The organism is Paenarthrobacter sp. YIM B13468, from assembly GCF_042788025.1.
Classification (GTDB): domain Bacteria; phylum Actinomycetota; class Actinomycetes; order Actinomycetales; family Micrococcaceae; genus Arthrobacter; species Arthrobacter aromaticivorans.
In genome coordinates this window covers 84638-103864 of the sequence record NZ_JBHZPI010000015.1, presented here as the reverse complement: position 1 = coordinate 103864, position 19227 = coordinate 84638, and the positions used below count along the sequence as shown (strand labels likewise).

17 protein-coding genes are annotated in these 19227 nt (G+C 61.9%); 9 read left to right on the top strand and 8 right to left on the bottom strand.

Translation table 11 applies throughout. The features are described from left to right. Positions 1 to 22: 22 nt before the first annotated feature. From ACFX4T_RS15355 to ACFX4T_RS15330, 6 genes are all read right to left on the bottom strand, one after another. Positions 23 to 898: an ATP-binding cassette domain-containing protein gene (locus ACFX4T_RS15355; RefSeq protein ID WP_377652589.1), complete on the bottom strand. Its 876-nt coding sequence runs from the start codon at positions 896 to 898 to the stop codon at positions 23 to 25. Continuing rightward, positions 895 to 2769, bottom strand: coding sequence for a dipeptide/oligopeptide/nickel ABC transporter permease/ATP-binding protein (locus tag ACFX4T_RS15350; RefSeq protein WP_377652588.1), 1875 nt, complete (start codon positions 2767 to 2769; stop codon positions 895 to 897). Before ACFX4T_RS15350 ends, ACFX4T_RS15355 begins: the two co-directional genes overlap by 4 nt. Further along, a complete protein-coding gene (locus tag ACFX4T_RS15345) occupies positions 2766 to 3707 on the bottom strand; it encodes an ABC transporter permease (RefSeq protein WP_377652587.1) in 942 nt (313 codons plus the stop codon). The genes ACFX4T_RS15350 and ACFX4T_RS15345 overlap by 4 nt, the downstream gene beginning before the upstream one ends. Positions 3708 to 3713: 6 nt before the next feature. Beyond that, a complete protein-coding gene (locus ACFX4T_RS15340) occupies positions 3714 to 5246 on the bottom strand; it encodes an ABC transporter substrate-binding protein (RefSeq protein ID WP_377652586.1) in 1533 nt (510 codons plus the stop codon). A 244-nt stretch (positions 5247 to 5490) separates the two neighbouring features. After that, entirely contained in the window at positions 5491 to 6498 is a 1008-nt protein-coding gene (locus ACFX4T_RS15335; protein WP_377652585.1) for a Gfo/Idh/MocA family protein, read from the bottom strand. A 44-nt stretch (positions 6499 to 6542) separates the two neighbouring features. Next, positions 6543 to 7388, bottom strand: coding sequence for a sugar phosphate isomerase/epimerase family protein (locus tag ACFX4T_RS15330; RefSeq protein ID WP_377652584.1), 846 nt, complete (start codon positions 7386 to 7388; stop codon positions 6543 to 6545). 201 nt (positions 7389 to 7589) lie between these two features. On the opposite strand from ACFX4T_RS15330, the gene ACFX4T_RS15325 reads away from it, so the two are divergent. Continuing rightward, the gene (locus tag ACFX4T_RS15325; protein WP_377652583.1) at positions 7590 to 8606 is read left to right on the top strand and encodes a LacI family DNA-binding transcriptional regulator; all 1017 of its coding nucleotides are present in this window, start codon (positions 7590 to 7592) and stop codon (positions 8604 to 8606) included. Between the two features lie 348 nt (positions 8607 to 8954). On the opposite strand, the gene nadE is transcribed toward ACFX4T_RS15325, so the two are convergent. Both nadE and ACFX4T_RS15315 read right to left on the bottom strand, forming a co-directional pair. Continuing rightward, entirely contained in the window at positions 8955 to 9776 is an 822-nt protein-coding gene (gene nadE / locus ACFX4T_RS15320; protein WP_223947771.1) for an ammonia-dependent NAD(+) synthetase, read from the bottom strand. 166 nt (positions 9777 to 9942) lie between these two features. Next, complete coding sequence (locus tag ACFX4T_RS15315; RefSeq protein WP_377652582.1) at positions 9943 to 10659, bottom strand: FadR/GntR family transcriptional regulator; 717 nt, start codon at positions 10657 to 10659, stop codon at positions 9943 to 9945. 284 nt (positions 10660 to 10943) lie between these two features. On the opposite strand from ACFX4T_RS15315, the gene eat reads away from it, so the two are divergent. The 8 genes from eat to ACFX4T_RS15275 all read left to right on the top strand — a co-directional run bounded on the left by eat (position 10944) and on the right by ACFX4T_RS15275 (position 19207). Then, the gene (eat, locus tag ACFX4T_RS15310) at positions 10944 to 12374 is read left to right on the top strand and encodes an ethanolamine permease (protein WP_377652581.1); all 1431 of its coding nucleotides are present in this window, start codon (positions 10944 to 10946) and stop codon (positions 12372 to 12374) included. A gap of 50 nt (positions 12375 to 12424) precedes the next feature. Next, positions 12425 to 13807: a glutamine synthetase family protein gene (locus tag ACFX4T_RS15305; protein ID WP_377652580.1), complete on the top strand. Its 1383-nt coding sequence runs from the start codon at positions 12425 to 12427 to the stop codon at positions 13805 to 13807. After that, positions 13788 to 14546, top strand: a complete 759-nt coding sequence (locus ACFX4T_RS15300; protein WP_377652579.1) for a gamma-glutamyl-gamma-aminobutyrate hydrolase family protein — start codon at positions 13788 to 13790, stop codon at positions 14544 to 14546. Before ACFX4T_RS15305 ends, ACFX4T_RS15300 begins: the two co-directional genes overlap by 20 nt. Beyond that, positions 14543 to 15913, top strand: coding sequence for an aldehyde dehydrogenase family protein (locus ACFX4T_RS15295; RefSeq protein ID WP_377652578.1), 1371 nt, complete (start codon positions 14543 to 14545; stop codon positions 15911 to 15913). The genes ACFX4T_RS15300 and ACFX4T_RS15295 overlap by 4 nt, the downstream gene beginning before the upstream one ends. A 30-nt stretch (positions 15914 to 15943) precedes the next feature. After that, positions 15944 to 16726, top strand: coding sequence for a 3-oxoacyl-ACP reductase (locus ACFX4T_RS15290; RefSeq protein WP_216922177.1), 783 nt, complete (start codon positions 15944 to 15946; stop codon positions 16724 to 16726). Positions 16727 to 17059: 333 nt separating this feature from the next. After that, the gene (locus ACFX4T_RS15285; RefSeq protein WP_223947764.1) at positions 17060 to 17710 is read left to right on the top strand and encodes a PadR family transcriptional regulator; all 651 of its coding nucleotides are present in this window, start codon (positions 17060 to 17062) and stop codon (positions 17708 to 17710) included. 91 nt (positions 17711 to 17801) lie between these two features. Continuing rightward, positions 17802 to 18560 (top strand): MerR family transcriptional regulator, encoded by a 759-nt coding sequence (locus ACFX4T_RS15280; protein ID WP_377652577.1) that lies wholly within the window; start codon positions 17802 to 17804, stop codon positions 18558 to 18560. 44 nt (positions 18561 to 18604) lie between these two features. Beyond that, a complete protein-coding gene (locus ACFX4T_RS15275) occupies positions 18605 to 19207 on the top strand; it encodes a TetR/AcrR family transcriptional regulator (protein ID WP_377652576.1) in 603 nt (200 codons plus the stop codon). Positions 19208 to 19227 lie beyond the last annotated feature (20 nt).

The window sequence follows — 19227 nt, the reverse complement described above, 5'->3', positions numbered from 1 at the left end:
TTCTGCTGGGTACCGCCGGCCGTCAGGCCACGGCACCCGCCTGTTCATTCTGGTTGCGCTGGTTGGCCAACAGCCGGTGCCGGTCTGCGCGGCGTTGTTCCTGCCGGTCAGGATCGGGAACCGGTGACGCCAGCAGCAGCCGCTGTGTGTAGGGGTGTTCGGGATCGCGGGTGACTATCTCCGCGGGCCCTTGCTCAACGATTTCACCGTGGTACATGACGGCCACGCGGTGGCTGATGTGCCGTACGACGTCCAGGTCGTGGGACACGAAGAGGTAGGAAACGCCGGTGTCCCTTTGAATCTGCAGGAACAGATCCAGAACGCGGGCCTGGGTGGAGAGGTCCAATGCGCTGACCGGTTCGTCGCAGACAATGAGTTTGGGTGACAGTGCCAAAGCCCGGGCAATTGCAACACGCTGGCGCTGGCCGCCGCTGAACTCACGCGGGAGTCGATGGATCGCGTCCGAGGGCAGGCCCACCTGGTCCAGCAGTTCCTGGACGCGCTTCTTGGCTGCGGTTGAATCCATGCCCTGCACTGCGAGGGGTTCAGCAAGGATGTCGCCGATCTCCAATGCCGGGTTCAGCGAAGTGTAGGGGTCCTGGAACACCACCTGCAAGTCCCTGCTCAGCGTGCGCCGTTCTTTGCGCGAAGCGTTGCTGATGTCGTTTCCTTCGAAAATGACCTTCCCTTCGGTCACCGGCGCAAGTCCCAGAACTGCCCGTCCCAGAGTGGTCTTGCCCGAACCGGACTCCCCCACCAGGCCAAGGGTCTCACCTTGGCCAATGGTGATGTTGATGTCCGTAAGGGCTCGGAAGGGCTTGGCCCTGAACCGCTTGCTGGGGTACTCGACCACGAGGTTGTCCACGGATAGTAACGGGGTGCTTTCAACGGGGCTCATGCGACCGGCTCCTTGTCCTGGGATACGAGCATCGTCATGGGGGTCTTTCCTTCAAGCATGGACCCCAACAGGGTCTGCGTGTACTGCTCTTTGGGATTCCGGAGGATGTCCCGGACGGTGCCTTCTTCCACGAGCCTGCCGTTCTGCATAACGGCCACGCGGTCGCAGAGGTCGGCGACGACACCAAAGTTGTGGGTCACCAGGATGACGCCGATGTTCAGGCGCTGCTGCAGTTCGCGAAGCAGGTCCAGCACGTCGGCCTGCACGGTGACATCCAAGGCGGTTGTGGGTTCGTCGGCGATTACCAGGTCCGGCTCGCAGCTGATGGCTCCGGCGATCAGCACGCGCTGTGCCATGCCGCCGGAAACTTCGTGCGGGTAGGCCTGAAACGTGCGTTCCGGGTTGACGATTCCGACGTCCGTGAGCAGTTTGAGCGCGCGCCCACGGGCTTCTGCCTTGGAGATTCCCAAGACACGGACCATGGGGGTGACCAGTTGATATCCGATGGTGAATGCCGGGTCTAGGTTGCTCATGGGTTCCTGCGGAATGTAGGAGATCCGCTTGCCGCGCAGCTTGGACAGCCTCTCCTGGCTGACGCGGTCCTCGCCCGGGGCAACGGTGTAGCTGCCGTCGAATTGGATGGAGCCACCCACGATCCGCGCGTTGTCCGGCAGCAGCCCAAGAATGGAGAACGCAGTCTGGGACTTGCCCGAACCCGACTCCCCAACGATGCCCAGAATTTCGCCACGGTCCACGTGGAAAGAAACGTCGTCCACTACCTTCTTGATGGATCCATCAGCCTGGGGGTAGCCGACACCGAGATTGGTCACCTTGATCAGATGATGTTCGGTTCCAAGCTCGACGGCGGCAACCGACTTACGTGACGGGCGCGCCTTGGCGGGGTCTGCCGTCGTGCGTTCTGCGGCATTGCGTTCAGCGTTGGCGGCCCTCTTCTTGCGGTGCTTGATCTTTTCGCCGTCTTCCAGGGCATCGCGGATGGCGTTGCCAAGCAGGACGAGTCCACCGATGGTGAGTGCCATGGCAAGTGCTGGCCAGAGAAGCAGGGTCGGGGTGAGATAGACGTTCTTGAAGCCCTCCGAGAGCATAACGCCCCAGGTTGCCTTGGTGGGATCACCAAGGCCCAGGAATTCAAGGCCGGACTGGATGGCGATGGCCACGCCCGCGATTGCTGCGGTCTGGATGATGATGGGTGCGCGGACCACGGAGAAGATGTGGCGCGCGATGATGCTCAGGTCCGACAGGCCAGAAACCCGGGCGGCATCGACATAGAGCTCATTGCGGACCGACTGGACGGCTGTGCGGGTGAGCCGGAAATACGAAGGACTGATGAGAACGCCAAAGGCGATCATCGAGATCCATACCGATGGGCCGAAGGCTGCGCGGATGGTGAGCAGCACGATCAGGCCTGGAAGGCTCATGAGGATGCTGACAACCCAGTTGGAGACGGCCTCGAACTTCCCTGCATAATAACCGGCAATCAAACCGGCGGGGAGACCGATAGCGATGGCCACACCGGCACAGAGCAGGGCGGACAACAGGGTGAGCCGGGCGCCAAAGAGAAGGCGGCTCCAGTTGTCCCGTCCGGCGCTGTCCGTTCCCAGGATATTTACCGAATCGGGCGCCGCGAGGGTCTTGGAAATGTTGGCGAAGTTTTCCTCGAACGGTGCCAGCACCGGTGCGAAGATCGCCAGTAGTGCGATGGTGGTCAGGATCACCAGGGCGGCGATGCCCAAGGGGTTCCGAATCAGCCGACGCATCACGGTGGAACGCACTACAGTGCCACTTTGGCCTGCTCCCGGCTTCGCCGCAAGGTCCGCTGTTACTGCTGTTGAATCTATGGAGTCGCTCATGAGACACGCACTTTCGGATTGAGCCAACCATTGAGGATGTCCACCAGGAGGTTCACCACGATGACTACAACCACCGTGTACATCACCACTCCCATGACCACTGGGAGGTCGGACTGGCCGGTAGCTGCCACTGCAAGGGGACCCATCCCCGGTAGGGCGAAGATCTGCTCGATGATCACCACGCCGCCCAGCATGCCGATCAGTTGGAGGCTCAGGACGGTTAGCCCGGCCGGTGCCGCGCTTCGGAGGACGTGCTTGAAGAGGATTTCCCGCTCACCGATGCCGCGGCTGCGGAGGGTGCGGACGTAATCGCGTTCGAGCTGCTTAATCACAGCGCTGCGGATTTGCTGGGCACCGCCCGTCACACCGTTGATGAGCAGGGCGATGACAGGAAGGGTCATGGAAACGACCCAGGCTTCAGGTCCCACTTCCGGGGAGATGGTGCTGGTGGCTGGGAAGAGGCCCAGCTGGATGGCCAGGATGGTCACCAGGAAGACACCGATCACGTACCCCGGAATGGAGTCTCCGATGATCGCGCCAATCTGCACCACCCTGTCCACCCAGCCGCGCTTGACGGCTGCGGCAACACCGATGAGTGCTGCGCAGATGGCGATCAGGATCATTGCTGCGAAAACCATGGTCATTGTCACGGGGATCCGGGTGGCCAGGGAGTTGGCTACCGGCTCGGAGGTGAACCATGAGGCTCCCAGGTTTCCGCTGAGCGCATCGCCCAACCAGGAGAAGTACCGGACGAACAGGGGCTGGTCGAGGCCCAGTTCGTGTTCCTTCGCGGCGACTTGTTCAAGTGTGGCCTGGTCGCCCAGGATGTTTTGCGCGATGCTGCCGCTGGACGTGTACAGGAGGGTGAACGTGAGGACTGAAACAACGAACAGGACCACCAACCCGCTGCCCAGCCTCTTCGCAATGAACTTGATCATGGGATCCTACTTGGCAGGCGAGTAGTTGTAGATGGACGGTACAGCCTGCTGGGCCTGCGGAACGACGTTCACTTTGTCGTTGTGGTAATACATCTGGTTTACGCGGAACAGCGGTGCGAACCAGGCCTGCTCCACCACGTACTTGTTGACTTCCTTGGCCTTTTCACCAGCAGCGTCACCGGCGGTACGGACGGCATCGATCTTGGCTTCGAGTTCGGGAGTGGTTGTCTTGAAGGGGTTGTAAAGGGCCTTGGTGGAGACGATCTGGTCGATTGCCACGGTGGGCTCGCCCTGGAACAGGTTGAAGAACAGCGCCGGGTACTTCTGGGCTGCAACGTCCGCCGTGAAGGTGTTGGTGATGGCCGCACCCGGGTTGAGGGTGATGCCGACATCCGCGAGCTGCTGTTTGAGAACGGAGATCAGGGTTTCAGCGCCGGGAAGGGTCGGGACGTCAATGCTGACCTTGCCCTCGAAGCCGGACTCCTTCAGGAGCTGCTTGGCCTTGGCGGGATCGTAGCTATAGTAGTTCTCCAGCTCTTCCGACCATGCGCCGCTGTCCTTGCCGAACGGCTGCGAAGTGGGCGTGCCCTGGCCGAGCATCACCTGGTCCAGGATGGTCTTGCGGTCGAAAGCGTAGTTGATGGCCTGGCGGACCTTCACGTTGCCCAGAGCCTCGTTCTTAGTGCCGTCGCGGTCCAAGAGGAGCAGGCCAGACCAGTCAACCTGGTTGGTTTCCAGCTTCATCTTGGCGCCCTCGGCCTGCTTGCCGTTCTTGGGATCCAACAGCGTGGCATCAATCTGGCCGGAAACCAGGGCGTTGGTGCGGGCCGTGGGATCGGTGAGGATCTTGAGTGTCAGCTTCTTGTACTTCTGCAGGTCCTTGTTCCAGTAGCCTTCGCGGGCTGTGAAGACTGTCTGCGAATCCTTGACGGAGGCTGCCTTGTCCATAACGTAAGGACCGGAGCCAACAGGAACAGTCTTGATGGCGTCCGTACCCAAGGCCTTCGGGCTGCCCATCAGGCCAGCTGCCTGGCTGAGGAAGAACTCCAGGGCCGGTTCGGGCGCGCTGAGGTTGATGTCGATCGTATCGGCGTCCACCACAGCCACATCCGATACCGAACTGAGCTGGGCCATCTGGGGGCCGTTCGCCTTCTTGAAGTGGTCCAGGTTTGCCTTGGCGGCTTCGGCGTCGAACTTGGCCCCATCGCTGAAAGTGACGTCTGTACGAAGGTCCACGGTGAGCTTGGTGTTGGCGTCGTTGTACTTCCACGCCGTGGCCAGCATCGGGCTGAGCTTGCCGTCCGGTTCGCGGAGGATCAGCGAGTCATAAGCTGCTTGGTAGGGCTGCAGTGCGTGGCCGACGTGAGCTTGGGCAGGATCCCATGAAGTGAGGTCCCGGAGGGTTCCCAAAGTCAGTGCCGTGACGGTTTTCCCGCCGCTGGCGTTTGAGCCGGCTCCGGCTCCCCCGCCACATGCGGTTAGCGCCAGGGAGGCGCTGAGTACGATGGCGGCTGCTGCCGCCTTTGGACCTAACTTCATTGTCGGCTCCTACTGAGTCTTGGCCTGATGCGAATCAGAACGAAGGTTGTGGCGTGGGCCACATTTTTATGGGTGTGGAACTTACATTACGGAAGTAATCTCGCCTTGGCAACCGATTGTCAAAAGTTTCTAAAAATGTTGCCAAGTTGCCAGGACGCCGACGCGGTTCCCTGAATTGGAGACGAAAACGGCCGGAAACCCCCAATGGCTCCCGGCCGGAATCGCCGGCATGCCCTGCTGCGGTTCAGCTCACCCGCTCCAACTGGTCCGGATAGCTCTGCGCATAGATGTCCTTGACGATCCGGAGCGACTTGCCTGCCTCTGCAGGACTTATCCAGAAAGGTCCCTCGTCCTCGAGTCCGGCGTAAAAGTCCTTGATTAGCAACTCATGCGAGACACCCCAATAGGACCTGCCGCCCGTTGCCGCCACGCGCTCCGGGATGACATCCACTGTGCCGTCGTCGTAAGTCACCGTTAGGTCGCCGCGCAGGCTGAGCGTCGCCTTTTCGGTCACGATGTCCAGCGCGACCGGCGCATTGACTGCATTAGCCAAAGTTGCATAGAAGACGCTGCGGGCACCGTTCACGTGCTCGGCAACAAACTCCGCGGTGTCTTCCACTTCAATCACGCCAGCCAGCGAGCGCGTCGACGCCCGGCCTTCCACCTTGGCAACATCGCCAACCAGCCACTGGAGCAAATCGACAGTGTGGATTGCCTGGTTCATCATCAAGCCACCCCCGCCCTCCAGCCACGTACCGCGCCAAGGCCGGTCGCGGTAGTAGTCGCCGTTCCGATGCCACATGACAGTGGCCGATGCGCCAATAACTGGACCCAGCCCGCCGTCGTCGAGCATTTTGCGCATGGCCTGCGACGTCGCGTTGTAGCGATTCTGGAAGCAGACGGCGATCTTTGCCGCGCTCCCCTCCGCAGCTTCGATCAGCCGCCGCCCCTCGTCAAGCGTGTGCGCGAGAGGCTTCTCGACGATTACATTGACGCCGCGCTCAAGGCAGTCGGCGGCCACTGAGGCGTGAAGATGGTGCGGCGTACAGACATGCACGACGTCGGGACGTGCCTTTTCCAGCATCTCCAGGTAATCCGCGTACCCCGGTACGTTGTGGGCGGCTGCCGCCTCACTCAGCCGGGTTGGGTCGGTATCGCAGACCGCGACCAGTTGGACGTCGCCCAAGGTGCCGATGGCCGCAAAGTGGATGGTGGAGATGTCACCACAACCGATGATTGCCGCTGTAGTCATTCCTGCTCCTTCGAAGGATGATGCATTGTCCGGTGGTGCAGATGTCAGGCGAGGGTGACGCCATTCTTCGCGGCGAGGCCAGCGAAGGCGCGGGCGGCGACACCGAAGGCCACCGGCCCCGAGTAGCCTCCCAACTCGTGGGCACTGGCCAGGTGCGGCTCAAGCGAGGCAAAGCCGGTGTAACCGTCGGCGGCGAGTGCAGCAATGGTTGCGTCGAGTTCGCCGTCGCCTTCCCCGGACGGGACCACTTCACCCGTAGAAGCAATGGCATCCTTGACCTGCAGGTATTCAAGGAAAGGCCGCAGGATGGCGTAGCCCTCCGTGTACGGCTTAACGCCCACTTGGACAAAATTCGCGTTGTCCCACGCGACGCGAAGAGCGGGTGAGTTGACCGTTTCCATGATGTCCAGAACGCGTTCAGGGGTATCGCCGTAGATGCCCTTTTCATTTTCGTGGAGGAGTACGATCCCGGCGGCAGCCGCTTCTTCCGCGAGAGCAGCCATACGTTCCATCACCGCTTCCCGAAGATCTTCTGGGCTCTGCCCTTCGGCGCGGTAGAAGGAGAAGATGCGAACGTACTTGGTGTCCAGTGCTTTGGCGACCGAAATAATCTGACGGAGCCGCGCGACTTCATGCTCCACCGGCAGGGTGACATCCACCTTGCCGATAGGGCTGGCGACCGCGGAGACCTTGAGGCCCTTCTCGTCGAGGATGGCCTTGAGGCGTTCGACTGAATCCTGCTCCAGCTCGGAAACGTTGGTGCCCCAGGCGCTGCGGACCTCGATGTGGCTGGCGCCAAGGGCGAGCAGCACGGCAGCCTGCACGGAGGGGTCTGGATCTACTTCGTCGCCGAAACCGGACAGGCTCCACACGGCATTGGGTTGAGTCACGAAATCTCCTAAGTAGTCCTGTGGCGACACCAATCAGAGTCCGGTGACGCAGTTCACAGGCAAGTCTTGTTCCCCATGAGTTTAGCCACTTTGGCAGGTTTTTGACAACCGATTGCCATAACCTGCCATGCTGTGGCATTCTTGATGAACGGTGTGGCAGCAATCACAGCCGGATGACCCGTTGTTCAGAGAGGAACACCCATGGCGACGCAACCCGTGGCATCAAACCGGCCCACCACCATCCATGACATTGCCGCCATGTGCGGAGTCGCGGCGTCTACTGTGTCCCGGGCACTCACCAACCCGGATCGCGTCAATATCCGCACCCGGCAGCGGATCCAAGCTGCCGCCGTCGAACTTAATTACACGCCGAACTCTCAAGCAAAGGCGCTGAGCTCAGGCCGGACCGGAGCAGTGGGCGTGCTGGTCCCAGATATCACCAACCCGTTCTACTTCGACCTCATCCGCGGAACGCAGTTGCAGCTCAAGGCTGCAGGGTACACACAGTTATTGGTGGACACCGAGGAATCCGATGAAGTTGAGGCCAGCACCCTGGAGCAGCTGCGCAAGAGTGCTGACGGCGTGATCGTTGCGGCCTCCCGCTTGAATGATGAGTCACTCGCCGCAGCTGCCGCCAAGATGCCCATGGTCACGGTGAACCGGGACGTCGGCGGCGTTCCTGCCGTCATCATCGATACTCCATCCGCCATGCCGCAGACGTTGGATCACCTTATTTCCCTGGGGCACACATCCGTGGCCTACGTAGCCGGGCCGGCAGTCTCGCAGTCAAGCGCGCGGCGCTGGGACGCGCTGACCGCAGCCGCCGAGGACCGTGGGGTGGACGTTCGTAGCCTCGGCCCTTTTGCTCCAAAGACGCAGTCCGGCGCTGCCGCTGCCGATGCCGCAGTCCACAGTGGAGTGACTGCCTGCATTGTCTTCAACGACCTCATTGCCATCGGCATGTTGCAGCGGCTTCGCGAACGCGGCCTGCGCGTGCCTGAAGATATGAGCATCGTGGGCTGTGACGATATCTTTGGGGCCGACTTCTGCAATCCCCCGCTCACCACAATGAGCTCACCAATTGAGCAAGCAGGCCGTGTGGCCGTGTCCATGTTGTTGGCCCAGCTGAACCCGTTGGCGGGGGGCGGTAACCGCAGCCGCTCCGTCATGCCCACCCATCTCACGGTCCGCGGCTCCACGGGCCCGGTCTCAGCCTAAGTCCGCTCGACTGGGGACCGCCCTCTCACATCCTGCGCGACGGCGAGCTGGCCGCTATCCGCTAAAGCCCGACGTGGGCAGTGGCCGACGTCGGGCGGTGCGGCCTTAAGGTTTTTTCTGAGAGGGCATGACGGAGCTTCGCGTGGCCATGCCGGACAGCGGACTGCCCCCGGCGGCGGAGGCGGCCGGGAGCCAATGACGTCCAACGGAGGCCGACTCTAGCCGGGATCGGTCACTGCGATGGCCGTCGAAGCTCGGTGGGACGTGAAAGAGCATCGCCCAATAACCCGTGGGATGTGAGAGAACGATCCTAAAAAGCCCGTGGGATGTGAGCGAGGAACCGGGAGGCTATTTCCACCACGTGTCAAAGATGGTTACCGGCACTGTGCGCTTGTGGCGCGTACGGAGGTACTTCTGCTCGATGAGCTCCGCGACGCCGTCGGGAACTTCGCGGCCTTCAAGGTAGTCGTCGATTTGGTCGTACGTGACTCCGAGTTCGTCTTCATCGGTACGGCCCGGCTTGTCGTCCAGCAGGTCAGCCGTGGGAACCTTCTGCCAAAGTCGCGCGGAAGCGCCCAGCTCAGCCAAGAGCTCGCGGTTCTGGCGCTTGTTCAGACCGAACAGCGGCAGGATGTCCGCACCGCCGTCGCCAAATTTAGTGAAGAACCCCGTAACGGATTCGGCGCCGTGGTCTGTGCCGATCACCAGGTAGTTGTGTTCCCCTGCGATTGCATACTGGGCAACCATGCGGGCGCGGGCCTTGGTGTTGCCTTTGTGGAAGTCGGAAATTTCAGCGCCGATGGTTTTCTCGAACTCTTCCTCGAACCCGTCCACCGCGCGGGAGATGTTGAAGGTCCGTTCGGTCTTGGCCTTGATGAAGTCCAAGGCCGCCTGGGCGTCGTCTTCGTCGTGCTGGATACCGTAGGGGAGTCGGACCGCGACAAAGTTCGCATTGACGCCTTCAGCTTCCAGTTCCTCGACTGCCAGCTGCGCCAGTCGGCCGGCCAGAGTGGAATCAAGTCCTCCGGAAATGCCCAGCACAAAGCCGTTTGTGCGCGTGGCTTTCACGTATTCCTTCAGGAACGTGACCCGTTTGCGGACCTCCTCTTGGGGGTTGATCCGGGGCTGGACGCCCATTTCCTCGATGATCTTGGCCTGGAGTTCGCGCATGTGTCCAACACTAGTCAGCCGCATGACAAAGGCTCAACCATATTGCGCCGTGATTCGGCCCCGCTGTGATTCGGCCGCAACCGCGCCGGATATGAGAGAACGATCCCCAGAAACCCGTGGGATGTGCGAGAGGAACCGTAAAAAACCCGTCGGATGTGAGCGAGGATCAGGCGAGGAAGCCGCGCAGCAATGAAGCCGTTCCTTCCAGGTGTTCAATAGTTGCCCGTTCAGCGGCGGGGGCATCGCCGCGCAGGATGGCCTCCGCGATCTCGGTGTGCTGTTCGTTGGCGTGCTCCAGGTTGGTGCTGAGCAAGGGTATCCGGTCCAGGAGTTCGTTGAGCCTTGACCGTGTTTCGGCCACCGCGCCCACCAAGCTGGCGGAGCCGGACAATTCGGCGACTGCGATATGGAACCGGGCATCGCGGGGTCGGTAGCCCACGGCGGGGGAAGCGCTCACTTCGGAGAGACAGACCTGCAGGTGCCTCCGGGCAGCCGCAGAGAGGTCCGCTTTGGCGGCCAAAGAAGCAGCGGCGGGCTCGATGATGGACCTGAAGAGCAGGACGTCCTCCACCTCGGCGGGGTCGAGCGGCCCTTGATCCGGCTGGCGCTGGACTGCCGATGCGGAGACGTACGTTCCCCCATACCTGCCGCGCTGGACTTCCAGATAGCCGGCACTCTGCAACTCCCCCAAGGCATCGCGAAGGGTGGCCCGGGAGACTCCCAATTGTTCGGCCAGTTCTCGCTCGGGCGGCAGTTTTTCGGCCGGGGCGAAGATCCCCAGCTTGATCGTCTGCAGAATGTGTTCGATGGTCTCTTCGAACGCGTTGCCGCCCCTGACTGGGCGCAGCATCGAGAACGACGGGCCAAACGGTGAGTCCGGCACGGCATCTCCTTCCACGGAATGCGGGCTGCGCCAATAAGTGAGGCCGTTCACAGGGCGCTGCTGCCTCCATGCTACCCACGCTGACCAATAAAGGTCATCAAAGAAACCATTGGACACGCCTCCAATTGTGATCCAAGTCATCAGGTTTTGAGAAAAGTCTTGACTCCCGCCGAAGGAGCCTCCAGACTTTGAAGCACACTTTGGACTGAAAACAGTCCTTTAGGATCTGATTGATCCCCCGCTCGACTTTTCCCAGAAGCATTCCTCAGACGATAGGAACACGCATGGAAACAGTGCACCAGCCGCCCGGCGGCGAGGATGAGTATTTGAAGCACCGGCGCCTCAAACGGGGTGCCGCTGGATGGGTTCTCCTCGCGGGGCTCGGAGTGGCCTACGTGATCTCTGGCGATTTCGCGGGCTGGAACCTGGGCCTGGCACAAGGAGGCTGGGGTGGCCTGCTGATCGCTTTCCTGCTCATGGCGGTTATGTACACCTGCATGGTTTTCGGGCTCGCTGAGCTCTCATCAACGCTCCCGACGGCGGGGGCTGGCTATGCATTCGCCCGCCGGGCACTGGGACCCCTCGGTGGATTTGCGACAGGTATGGCGGTCCTCATCGAATACGCGGTGGCGCCGGCCGCTATTGCCACCTTCATCGGCGGCTACGTAGAGGCACTTGGCCTCTTTGGCCTCACCAACTCATGGCCGGTCTACCTGGTCACGTACGTCATCTTCATCGGCATTCACATCCGCGGAGTCGGCGAAGCCCTGAAGATCATGTTCGCCATCACCGCGGTGGCCACCATCGCTTTGGCCGCCGCCGTCGTCGGCCTCCTTCCCAAGTTCGATGCCGCCCGGTTGTTCGATATTGTTCCCGATGGATCCGCAGGCTCCAGCGCCTTCCTGCCCATGGGTATCAGCGGCATCCTGGCGGCCCTGGTCTACGGCATTTGGTTCTTCCTGGCAGTGGAGGGCGTTCCGCTCGCGGCTGAAGAAACCTCGAATCCCAAGCGGGACATGCCCCGGGGAATCATTGTGGCCGTCATCATCCTGGTCATTTTTGGCGCTTTCATGCTGGTCCTGGTCCCGGGAGCAGCCGGCTCGCAAGCCATGAGCGGATCCGACAACCCGCTTCCGGAAGCCCTGCGCATTGCTTATGGCGGCAACACCTTCCTCGCGGACTTCATTAACTACGCGGGCCTGGCTGGGCTGGTGGCCAGCTTCTTCTCCATCATTTACGCCTACTCACGGCAACTGTTTGCCCTCTCACGGGCCGGATACCTGCCACGCTGGCTCTCCCTGACCGGGAAGCGGCGCACCCCATACTGGGCCTTGATCGTTCCGGGCACCATCGGCTTCCTCCTTGCGGCGATCACCCACGACGGCGCCTTGCTCATCAACATCGCAGTCTTCGGCGCGACCGTTTCCTACGTCCTGCTGAACCTCTCGCACATCGTCCTTCGCAAGAAGGAACCCAATTTGGAACGCGGCTACAGGACGCCGGGCGGGATCGTCACGACGTCGATTGCCCTGGTCCTGTCCGCGGTGGCAGTCGTGGCGACGTTCGTCGTCGACGTCTTTGCCGCTTCCATTACGGCAGCGATTTTTGCCGCTGCCCTCCTTTACTACTGGCTCTACAGCCGGCACCGGATCGTGGCGGGCGCACCCGAAGAAGAGTTCGCCCAACTCGCCATGGCCGAGGCCGAGCTGAAGTAACAGCCAGCAGAACCTGACATCCACTCACAGAACCACACTGCGGAGACATCATGAATTCCCACATCCAAGAGTCCAGCCGGAACCGGCAGCTCACCGTCGACGAACTGCGCGAATCAGTAGCAAGCGGCGAGATCGATACTGTCATTGTCGCCATCACCGATGCACTGGGTCGCCTCCAGGGCAAGCGTTGCGGTGCACGTTCCTTCCTCGAAGACGTTCTTGATCACGGCGCGGAGGGCTGCAACTACCTGCTCGCCGTGGATGTTGAGATGCAAACCGTGGACGGTTACGCGATGTCGTCCTGGGAAACGGGCTACGGGGACATGGTGATGCTGCCGGACGTTTCGACGCTTCGCCGGGTTCCCTGGCTCGAAGGCACAGCCATTGTGCAGTGCGATGTCCTGTGGACGGACCGGACACCGGTGGCAGCATCACCGCGGCAGATCCTGAAGGCCCAGATCGAGCGGCTCGAAAAGCTGGGCTACCGGGCCCATGTAGGGACCGAGCTTGAATTCCTGATGTTCGATGACTCATACAACCAGGCCTGGCAGAAGAACTACACCGGCCTCGCGCCGTCGACGCAGTACAACGTGGACTACTCGCTCCTTGCCACCGCCCGGCTGGAACCAGTGATCCGCTCCATCCGCAACAACATGGAAGCTGCGGGCTTGGTGGTCGAGTCGTCCAAGGGCGAATGCAATCTCGGTCAGCAGGAAATCACGTTCCGCTTCGATGAAGCCCTCGCCGCCTGCGATAAGCACACGTTTTACAAGAACGGCGCCAAGGAAATCGCGGACCAGCACGGCAAGAGCATCACGTTCATGTCCAAGTTCAATGAGCGTGAAGGCAACTCCTGCCACATCCACTTCAGCCTCACCGACCTGGACGGGAACCCCGTACTGGCGGGCGACGGCGAACACGGCTTTAGTCCCCTGATGGAACGGTTCGTTGCCGGTCAACTCGCGGCGCTGCGCGAACTCGCCTATTTCCTGGCGCCCAACATCAATTCCTACAAACGCTTCGTGGAGGGCAGCTTCGCACCAACTGCGATCGCTTGGGGCCTGGACAACCGCAGCTGCGCACTCCGCGTGGTGGGCCACGGCCGGGGCCTCCGCACTGAGAACCGTGTGGGCGGCGGAGACGTGAACCCCTATCTGGCAGTGGCTGCAATGATCGCCGCTGTCATCCATGGCATCGAAAACGATCTCCAGTTGCCGGCAATCACCAAGGGCAATGCTTACGAGTCGGACGCGGATCGGCTCCCCACCACGTTGCGGGACGCGCGGGACTTCCTGGCCGAGAGCAGCATTGCGCGCAAGGCTTTCGGCGACGACGTGGTGGATCACTACGTCCACGCCGCCAACGTGGAGCTCACCGCCTATGACAGCGCCATCACAGATTGGGAGCGGGTCCGTGGCTTCGAACGTCTCTGAAACTTACCGGCCGCGGATCGCGCTCACCAGTTACCTTCAAGAGGCATCTTGGGGAGTGTGGAATACGACGGCGGCGATTCTCCCGGGAACGTACGTGGAGGCGGTGGTCGCTGCCGGAGGAACACCCATCCTGCTCCCTCCGTTGGGCACCGACGAATCCGTGCTGGATCTGGTGGACGGCTTGATCGTGGTGGGAGGTCCCGACGTCGATCCTTCCCTCTACGGCCAGGCGCCCCACCCTGCCACCAAACCACAGCCGCTGCGGGACAGGCACGATTCCGCCCTGATCCGTGCCGCGCTTGAGCGCGAACTCCCGCTGTTCGCGATCTGCCGGGGAGCGCAACTCCTCAACGTCGTACTGGGCGGCACCTTGATCCAGCACATCCCCGACGTCATTCCTGACAGCAAGAGCCAGCCGGCACCTGGTGTTTATGGAGAGGCATCCTTCACCACCACCCCGGGCAGCCTCATCCACCACCTGCTGGGCGGCTCCGCCACGTCCCCCTGCTACCACCACCAAGCCTTGGAGACCATGCCTGAAGCCCTGCGCGTCACGGCCCGCTCCGCGGATGGCCTGGCCCAGGCCGTTGAAGCAACCGAGGGCGGCTGGGTGCTGGGGGTCCAGTTCCATCCGGAACAGAACCCCGAGGATCTCCGGCTGTTCCGCGGCTTTGTGGAGGCTGCCGCCAGCTACCGCTCAGACCAGAACGCAACCATGAAAGCGATGTCCCCCGCATGACAGCAACAGTGTTTGATGTGATCAATCCGGCCACGGAGGAGGTCATCCAGACCGTTCCGCTCGCTGGCGTGGCGGAAACAGACGCCGCCATTGCCAAGGCAGCCGCTGCCTACGAGACGTGGCGGGCCGTTGCCCCCGCGGACCGGGCGCTGCTGCTGCGACGGTTCGCTGCCGCCGTCGACAATGACCTGGAGAACCTCGCGCAACTGGAGGTGCGCAACGCCGGGCACACCATTGGCAACGCGCGATGGGAAGCGGGCAACGTCCGCGATGTCCTCAATTACTACTCGGCCGCTCCAGAACGTCATTTCGGCCGCCAAATTCCCGTGGCAGGCGGGGTCAACATCACCTTCCACGAGCCGCTGGGGGTTGTTGGCATCATTGTTCCCTGGAATTTCCCGATGCCGATAGCAGGATGGGGGTTCGCTCCCGCCCTGGCCGCAGGCAATACCGTGGTGCTCAAACCGGCGGAGGTGACACCGCTGACAGCCATCCGCCTTGGTGAACTGGCTCTTGAAGCCGGCCTTCCTGAGGGCGTCTTCCAAGTGATTCCCGGCAAGGGTTCCGTGGTGGGCCAGCGGTTCGTGACGCATCCAGCGGTCAGGAAGGTGGTCTTCACTGGCTCGACCGGCGTGGGCAAGCAGATCATGGCCGGCTGCGCGGACCAGGTGAAGCGCGTGACGCTTGAACTGGGCGGCAAGAGCGCCAACATCGTTTTCGACGACGCCGATCTTGAGATGGCTGCGGCCGCCGCCCCCGGTGGCGCTTTCGACAACGCCGGGCAGGACTGCTGCGCACGCTCCAGGATCCTTGTGCAGCGAGGCGTCTACGAACGCTTCCTGGAATTGCTGGAGCCCGAGGTCCTCGGCATGCGCGTCGGAGACCCTGCAGATCCGGCCACAACTATGGGTCCCTTGATTTCGGCCCAGCAACTCAGTACGGTGTCCGCTTTCGTGCCCGACGGCGCACCGGTCGCCTTCCGGGGGAAGGCGCCGGAAGGGCCGGGTTTCTGGTTCCCGCCCACAGTGCTGACGCCGGACCTGAAAGCTCCGTCATTCACGGATGAGATCTTCGGCCCGGTGGTTGCCGTGGTGCCGTTCGACGACGAAGCGGACGCTATCCGGATCGCCAACAACACTGAGTACGGCCTGTCTGGGTCCATCTGGACCTCAAAGGTGGACCGAGCACTGCGTGTAGCCCGGGGAGTCGAATCGGGCAACCTCTCGGTGAACTCCCATTCGTCCGTCCGATACTCCACCCCGTTTGGCGGCTTCAAGCAGTCCGGCCTTGGCCGCGAGCTCGGCCCTGACGCCCTGGATGCCTTCAGCGAGGTCAAGAACGTCTTCATTTCCACCCCGTCAGCCTGATCTTTTTCCACTTTTCAAAGGAGAGCACCAATGCAATCAGTAGTTTCCAACCGTCTCGCCGGCCGCAGCGCAGTCATCACTGGCGGTGCCAGCGGCATCGGCCTGGCCACAGCACGCCGGATGGCCGCTGAGGGCGCCAACGTCGTGATCGCCGACATCGAACCGACCTCCGGGATCGCCGCCGCCAGTGAAGTGGGCGGCCTGTTCGTCAAGGTGGACGTCACCAGCGAAGAAGAAGTCCGCAACCTCTACGCCCAGACAAAAGAGACGTACGGCAGCGTAGACATCGCCTTCAACAACGCCGGCATCTCCCCCGCCGACGACGCTTCCATCCTGGACACGGGAATCGACGCCTGGCGCAGGGTGCAGGAAGTGAACCTGACCTCCGTCTACTACTGCTGCAAGTACGCCATTCCCTACATGCAGGAGCAGGGCAAGGGCTCCATCATCAACACGGCATCGTTCGTGGCTGTCATGGGCGCTGCAACTTCCCAGATTTCCTACAGCGCGTCCAAGGGCGGCGTTCTCTCCATGAGCCGGGAACTCGGCGTCGAGTTTGCGCGGCAGGGCATTCGTATCAACGCGCTCTGCCCAGGACCGGTGAACACTCCCCTGCTGAAGGAACTCTTCGCCAAGGATCCGGAAAAGGCAGCCCGTCGACTGGTCCACGTGCCCCTGGGTCGCTTTGCCGAACCGGAGGAACTGGCCGCGGCAGTCGCGTTCCTCGCCAGCGACGACGCTTCCTTCATTACGGCCTCCACGTTCCTGGTGGATGGCGGTATCTCAGGGGCCTACGTCACTCCCCTTTCGTAACTTCCTGGGAAGCTCGACGGCGGGTGCGGACTTTTTCGTGAAGTCCGCACCCGCCGTCGGGCTTTAACGCTCTCTCACATCCCAACCGTTTCCACCCGATGCTCGATCACATCCCAACCGTTTCCACCCGATGCTCGATCACATCCCAACCCTTTCCACCCGATGCTCGCTCACGTCCCAACCGTTTCCACCCGATGCTCGCTCACATCCCAACCGTTTCCACCCGATGCTCGCTCCCCAAAAACGGCTATTGACGTTCCGATAGTTACCGATATATCGTTAACTATCGCCGATATTCCTTCGGTGAACCACTACCGAAAGGACGATGCTGTTATGAAAGGCATCAACGAACACGACAACAATTTCCCTGAACACGGCCACGGACATCCCGAGCATGGACATGGTCGAGGTCGCTTCAATCGAGGCAAAGGCCGTCGCGGACCGGGCGGCCACGGCGGGGGCGGATTCGGGCCGGGCTTCGGTCCGGGATTCGGACCTGGCGGGTTTGGCCCTGGCGGCTTCGGGCCCCGCGGCTTCGGGCCGGGCGGTCCACGGCGCAACCGCGGCGACGTCCGCGCGGCGATCCTCTCCCTGCTGGCCGAGGCTCCTTCCAACGGCTACGGACTGATCAAGACCATCGCCGAGAAGACCTCCGGAGCCTGGCGGCCCAGCCCCGGATCCGTCTACCCCACCTTGCAGCAGCTGGTTGATGAAGAGCTCATCACAGCCGCGGGCGAGGGGCGTCGGACGGAATTCACATTGACGGACGACGGCCGCGCCTACGTTGCCGAGCATGAAGAAGAACTCGCCAACGCCTGGAACACCGAGGCGGACGGAAACATGCAAGAGTTCCACCAAAGCATCGGGAAACTCATGGGCGTCGTCCACCAGTTCCGCGGTGCGGCAACCGACGAACAACGCAGGGCGGCAATCGAGAAGCTCGACGAAACCCGGCGCGCGCTGTACCTGATCCTGGCCGACTAATTCCTCCAATCCACCCCCTTGACCTTGACGTAACGTCAACCATTACTGTCAAAGGACAAGCCAGGAACAAGAGGGCCAGGACGGAGGAGACATGGACTGGTCGATCCAGGAAATCGCCAAGATGGCAGGGACCACCAGCCGCACGCTGCGTCATTACGACGATATTGGGCTGCTCAAGCCAAGCCGGACCGGTCATAACGGCTACCGCTATTACGACGGTCCGGCCTTGGTACAGCTTCAGCGGATCCTCCTGCTCAGGGAGCTTGGACTGGGCTTGCCCGCGATTGCCGACGTGCTTGCCCGGGAGACCGACACCGTTAAGGCGTTGAGCGGCCACCTGGAATGGCTTGGGCAAGAGCAGGACCGCCTGGCACGGCAAATCGCATCAGTGCGGCAAACCATTGACACGTTGAAAGGGGATGGAAAGTACATGGCACAGGACATGTTTGACGGCTTCGACCACACTCAGTACAAGGACGAGGTAGAGGAGCGCTGGGGCAAGGACGCTTACGCCACCAGTGACGCTTGGTGGCGCGGTATGAGCGCCGAAGAAAAGCAGCAATGGAAGGAACGCTCCCGGAAACTGGGGAGCGACTGGATCTCCGCTGCGACGTCCGGAATCACACCCGACAGCGCTGAAGCACAAGAACTGGCAAGGCGCCACGTCGAGTGGCTCCGCGGAATCCCCGGCACACCGTCCGCCACTCCCGGTGGAGACGTAAAGGGCTACGTCACAGGCCTCGGCGAAATGTACGTCGCTGACCCTCGATTTGCCGCGAACTATGGCGGGGAGTCAGGAGCGACGTTCGTCCGGGACGCCCTGCGCGTTTACGCAGAAGGAAACCTGTAGTCGTCCGGGATGCGCTGATCCGGGTTTGGCAATAGTCTGACCGAATGGGTACAAGCACCGCAAAGTCCGGCGAACAGGTTGACAGGCAAGCACGCATTCTCGAGGCTGCCTTGGAACTGTTGTCACGCCACGGCATTTCGGGCATCAACATGCGTGCCGTGTCACGCGAAGCCGGTGTGGCGCTGGGGCTCGTGAACTACTACTACGAGGACAAGTCGAGCTTGATCCGCGCGGTGCTGCACCGGATCGAAGAGCACGACCTCATGCTCGTGGAGCCGGAGCCGGCGTCAACCCCTGAGGAGCAACTCCGGGAGTCACTTCGGCGCGTTGCAGACCCCGATCTCCTGACCACTCCGTATCTGTCCCTCCGCCTCCACCTCTGGGCCCTCGCCCAAGCTCACGAGGACTTTGCACGGATCAACGCGGCGGCCTTCGACCGGTATCTGGACGGGCTTGCCACACTCATAGGGAATGCCAAACCAGAGCTTTCCGCCGATGAGAGCAGGGAGCGCGCAGCAGACATCGTCGTCGTGCAAAACGGCATGTGGCTCACCACGCTCCTGGGCATAGACAAGGCGGCCATCGAGCGTGGCATTGCCCGCACGGAGCAGATCGCTTTCGCCCCTTCGCGTCACAGCGACCGTTGAGACGCATGCACACCAGTCCA

Coding starts and splice junctions, on each gene's coding strand:
- ACFX4T_RS15355 (WP_377652589.1), bottom strand. CDS start 898: ATGAGCCCCGTTGAAAGCACCCCGTTACTATCCGTGGACAACCTCGTG.
- ACFX4T_RS15350 (WP_377652588.1), bottom strand. CDS start 2,769: ATGAGCGACTCCATAGATTCAACAGCAGTAACAGCGGACCTTGCGGCG.
- ACFX4T_RS15345 (WP_377652587.1), bottom strand. CDS start 3,707: ATGATCAAGTTCATTGCGAAGAGGCTGGGCAGCGGGTTGGTGGTCCTG.
- ACFX4T_RS15340 (WP_377652586.1), bottom strand. CDS start 5,246: ATGAAGTTAGGTCCAAAGGCGGCAGCAGCCGCCATCGTACTCAGCGCC.
- ACFX4T_RS15335 (WP_377652585.1), bottom strand. CDS start 6,498: ATGACTACAGCGGCAATCATCGGTTGTGGTGACATCTCCACCATCCAC.
- ACFX4T_RS15325 (WP_377652583.1), top strand. CDS start 7,590: ATGGCGACGCAACCCGTGGCATCAAACCGGCCCACCACCATCCATGAC.
- nadE (WP_223947771.1), bottom strand. CDS start 9,776: ATGCGCGAACTCCAGGCCAAGATCATCGAGGAAATGGGCGTCCAGCCC.
- eat (WP_377652581.1), top strand. CDS start 10,944: ATGGAAACAGTGCACCAGCCGCCCGGCGGCGAGGATGAGTATTTGAAG.
- ACFX4T_RS15305 (WP_377652580.1), top strand. CDS start 12,425: ATGAATTCCCACATCCAAGAGTCCAGCCGGAACCGGCAGCTCACCGTC.
- ACFX4T_RS15295 (WP_377652578.1), top strand. CDS start 14,543: ATGACAGCAACAGTGTTTGATGTGATCAATCCGGCCACGGAGGAGGTC.
- ACFX4T_RS15290 (WP_216922177.1), top strand. CDS start 15,944: ATGCAATCAGTAGTTTCCAACCGTCTCGCCGGCCGCAGCGCAGTCATC.
- ACFX4T_RS15285 (WP_223947764.1), top strand. CDS start 17,060: ATGAAAGGCATCAACGAACACGACAACAATTTCCCTGAACACGGCCAC.
- ACFX4T_RS15280 (WP_377652577.1), top strand. CDS start 17,802: ATGGACTGGTCGATCCAGGAAATCGCCAAGATGGCAGGGACCACCAGC.
- ACFX4T_RS15275 (WP_377652576.1), top strand. CDS start 18,605: ATGGGTACAAGCACCGCAAAGTCCGGCGAACAGGTTGACAGGCAAGCA.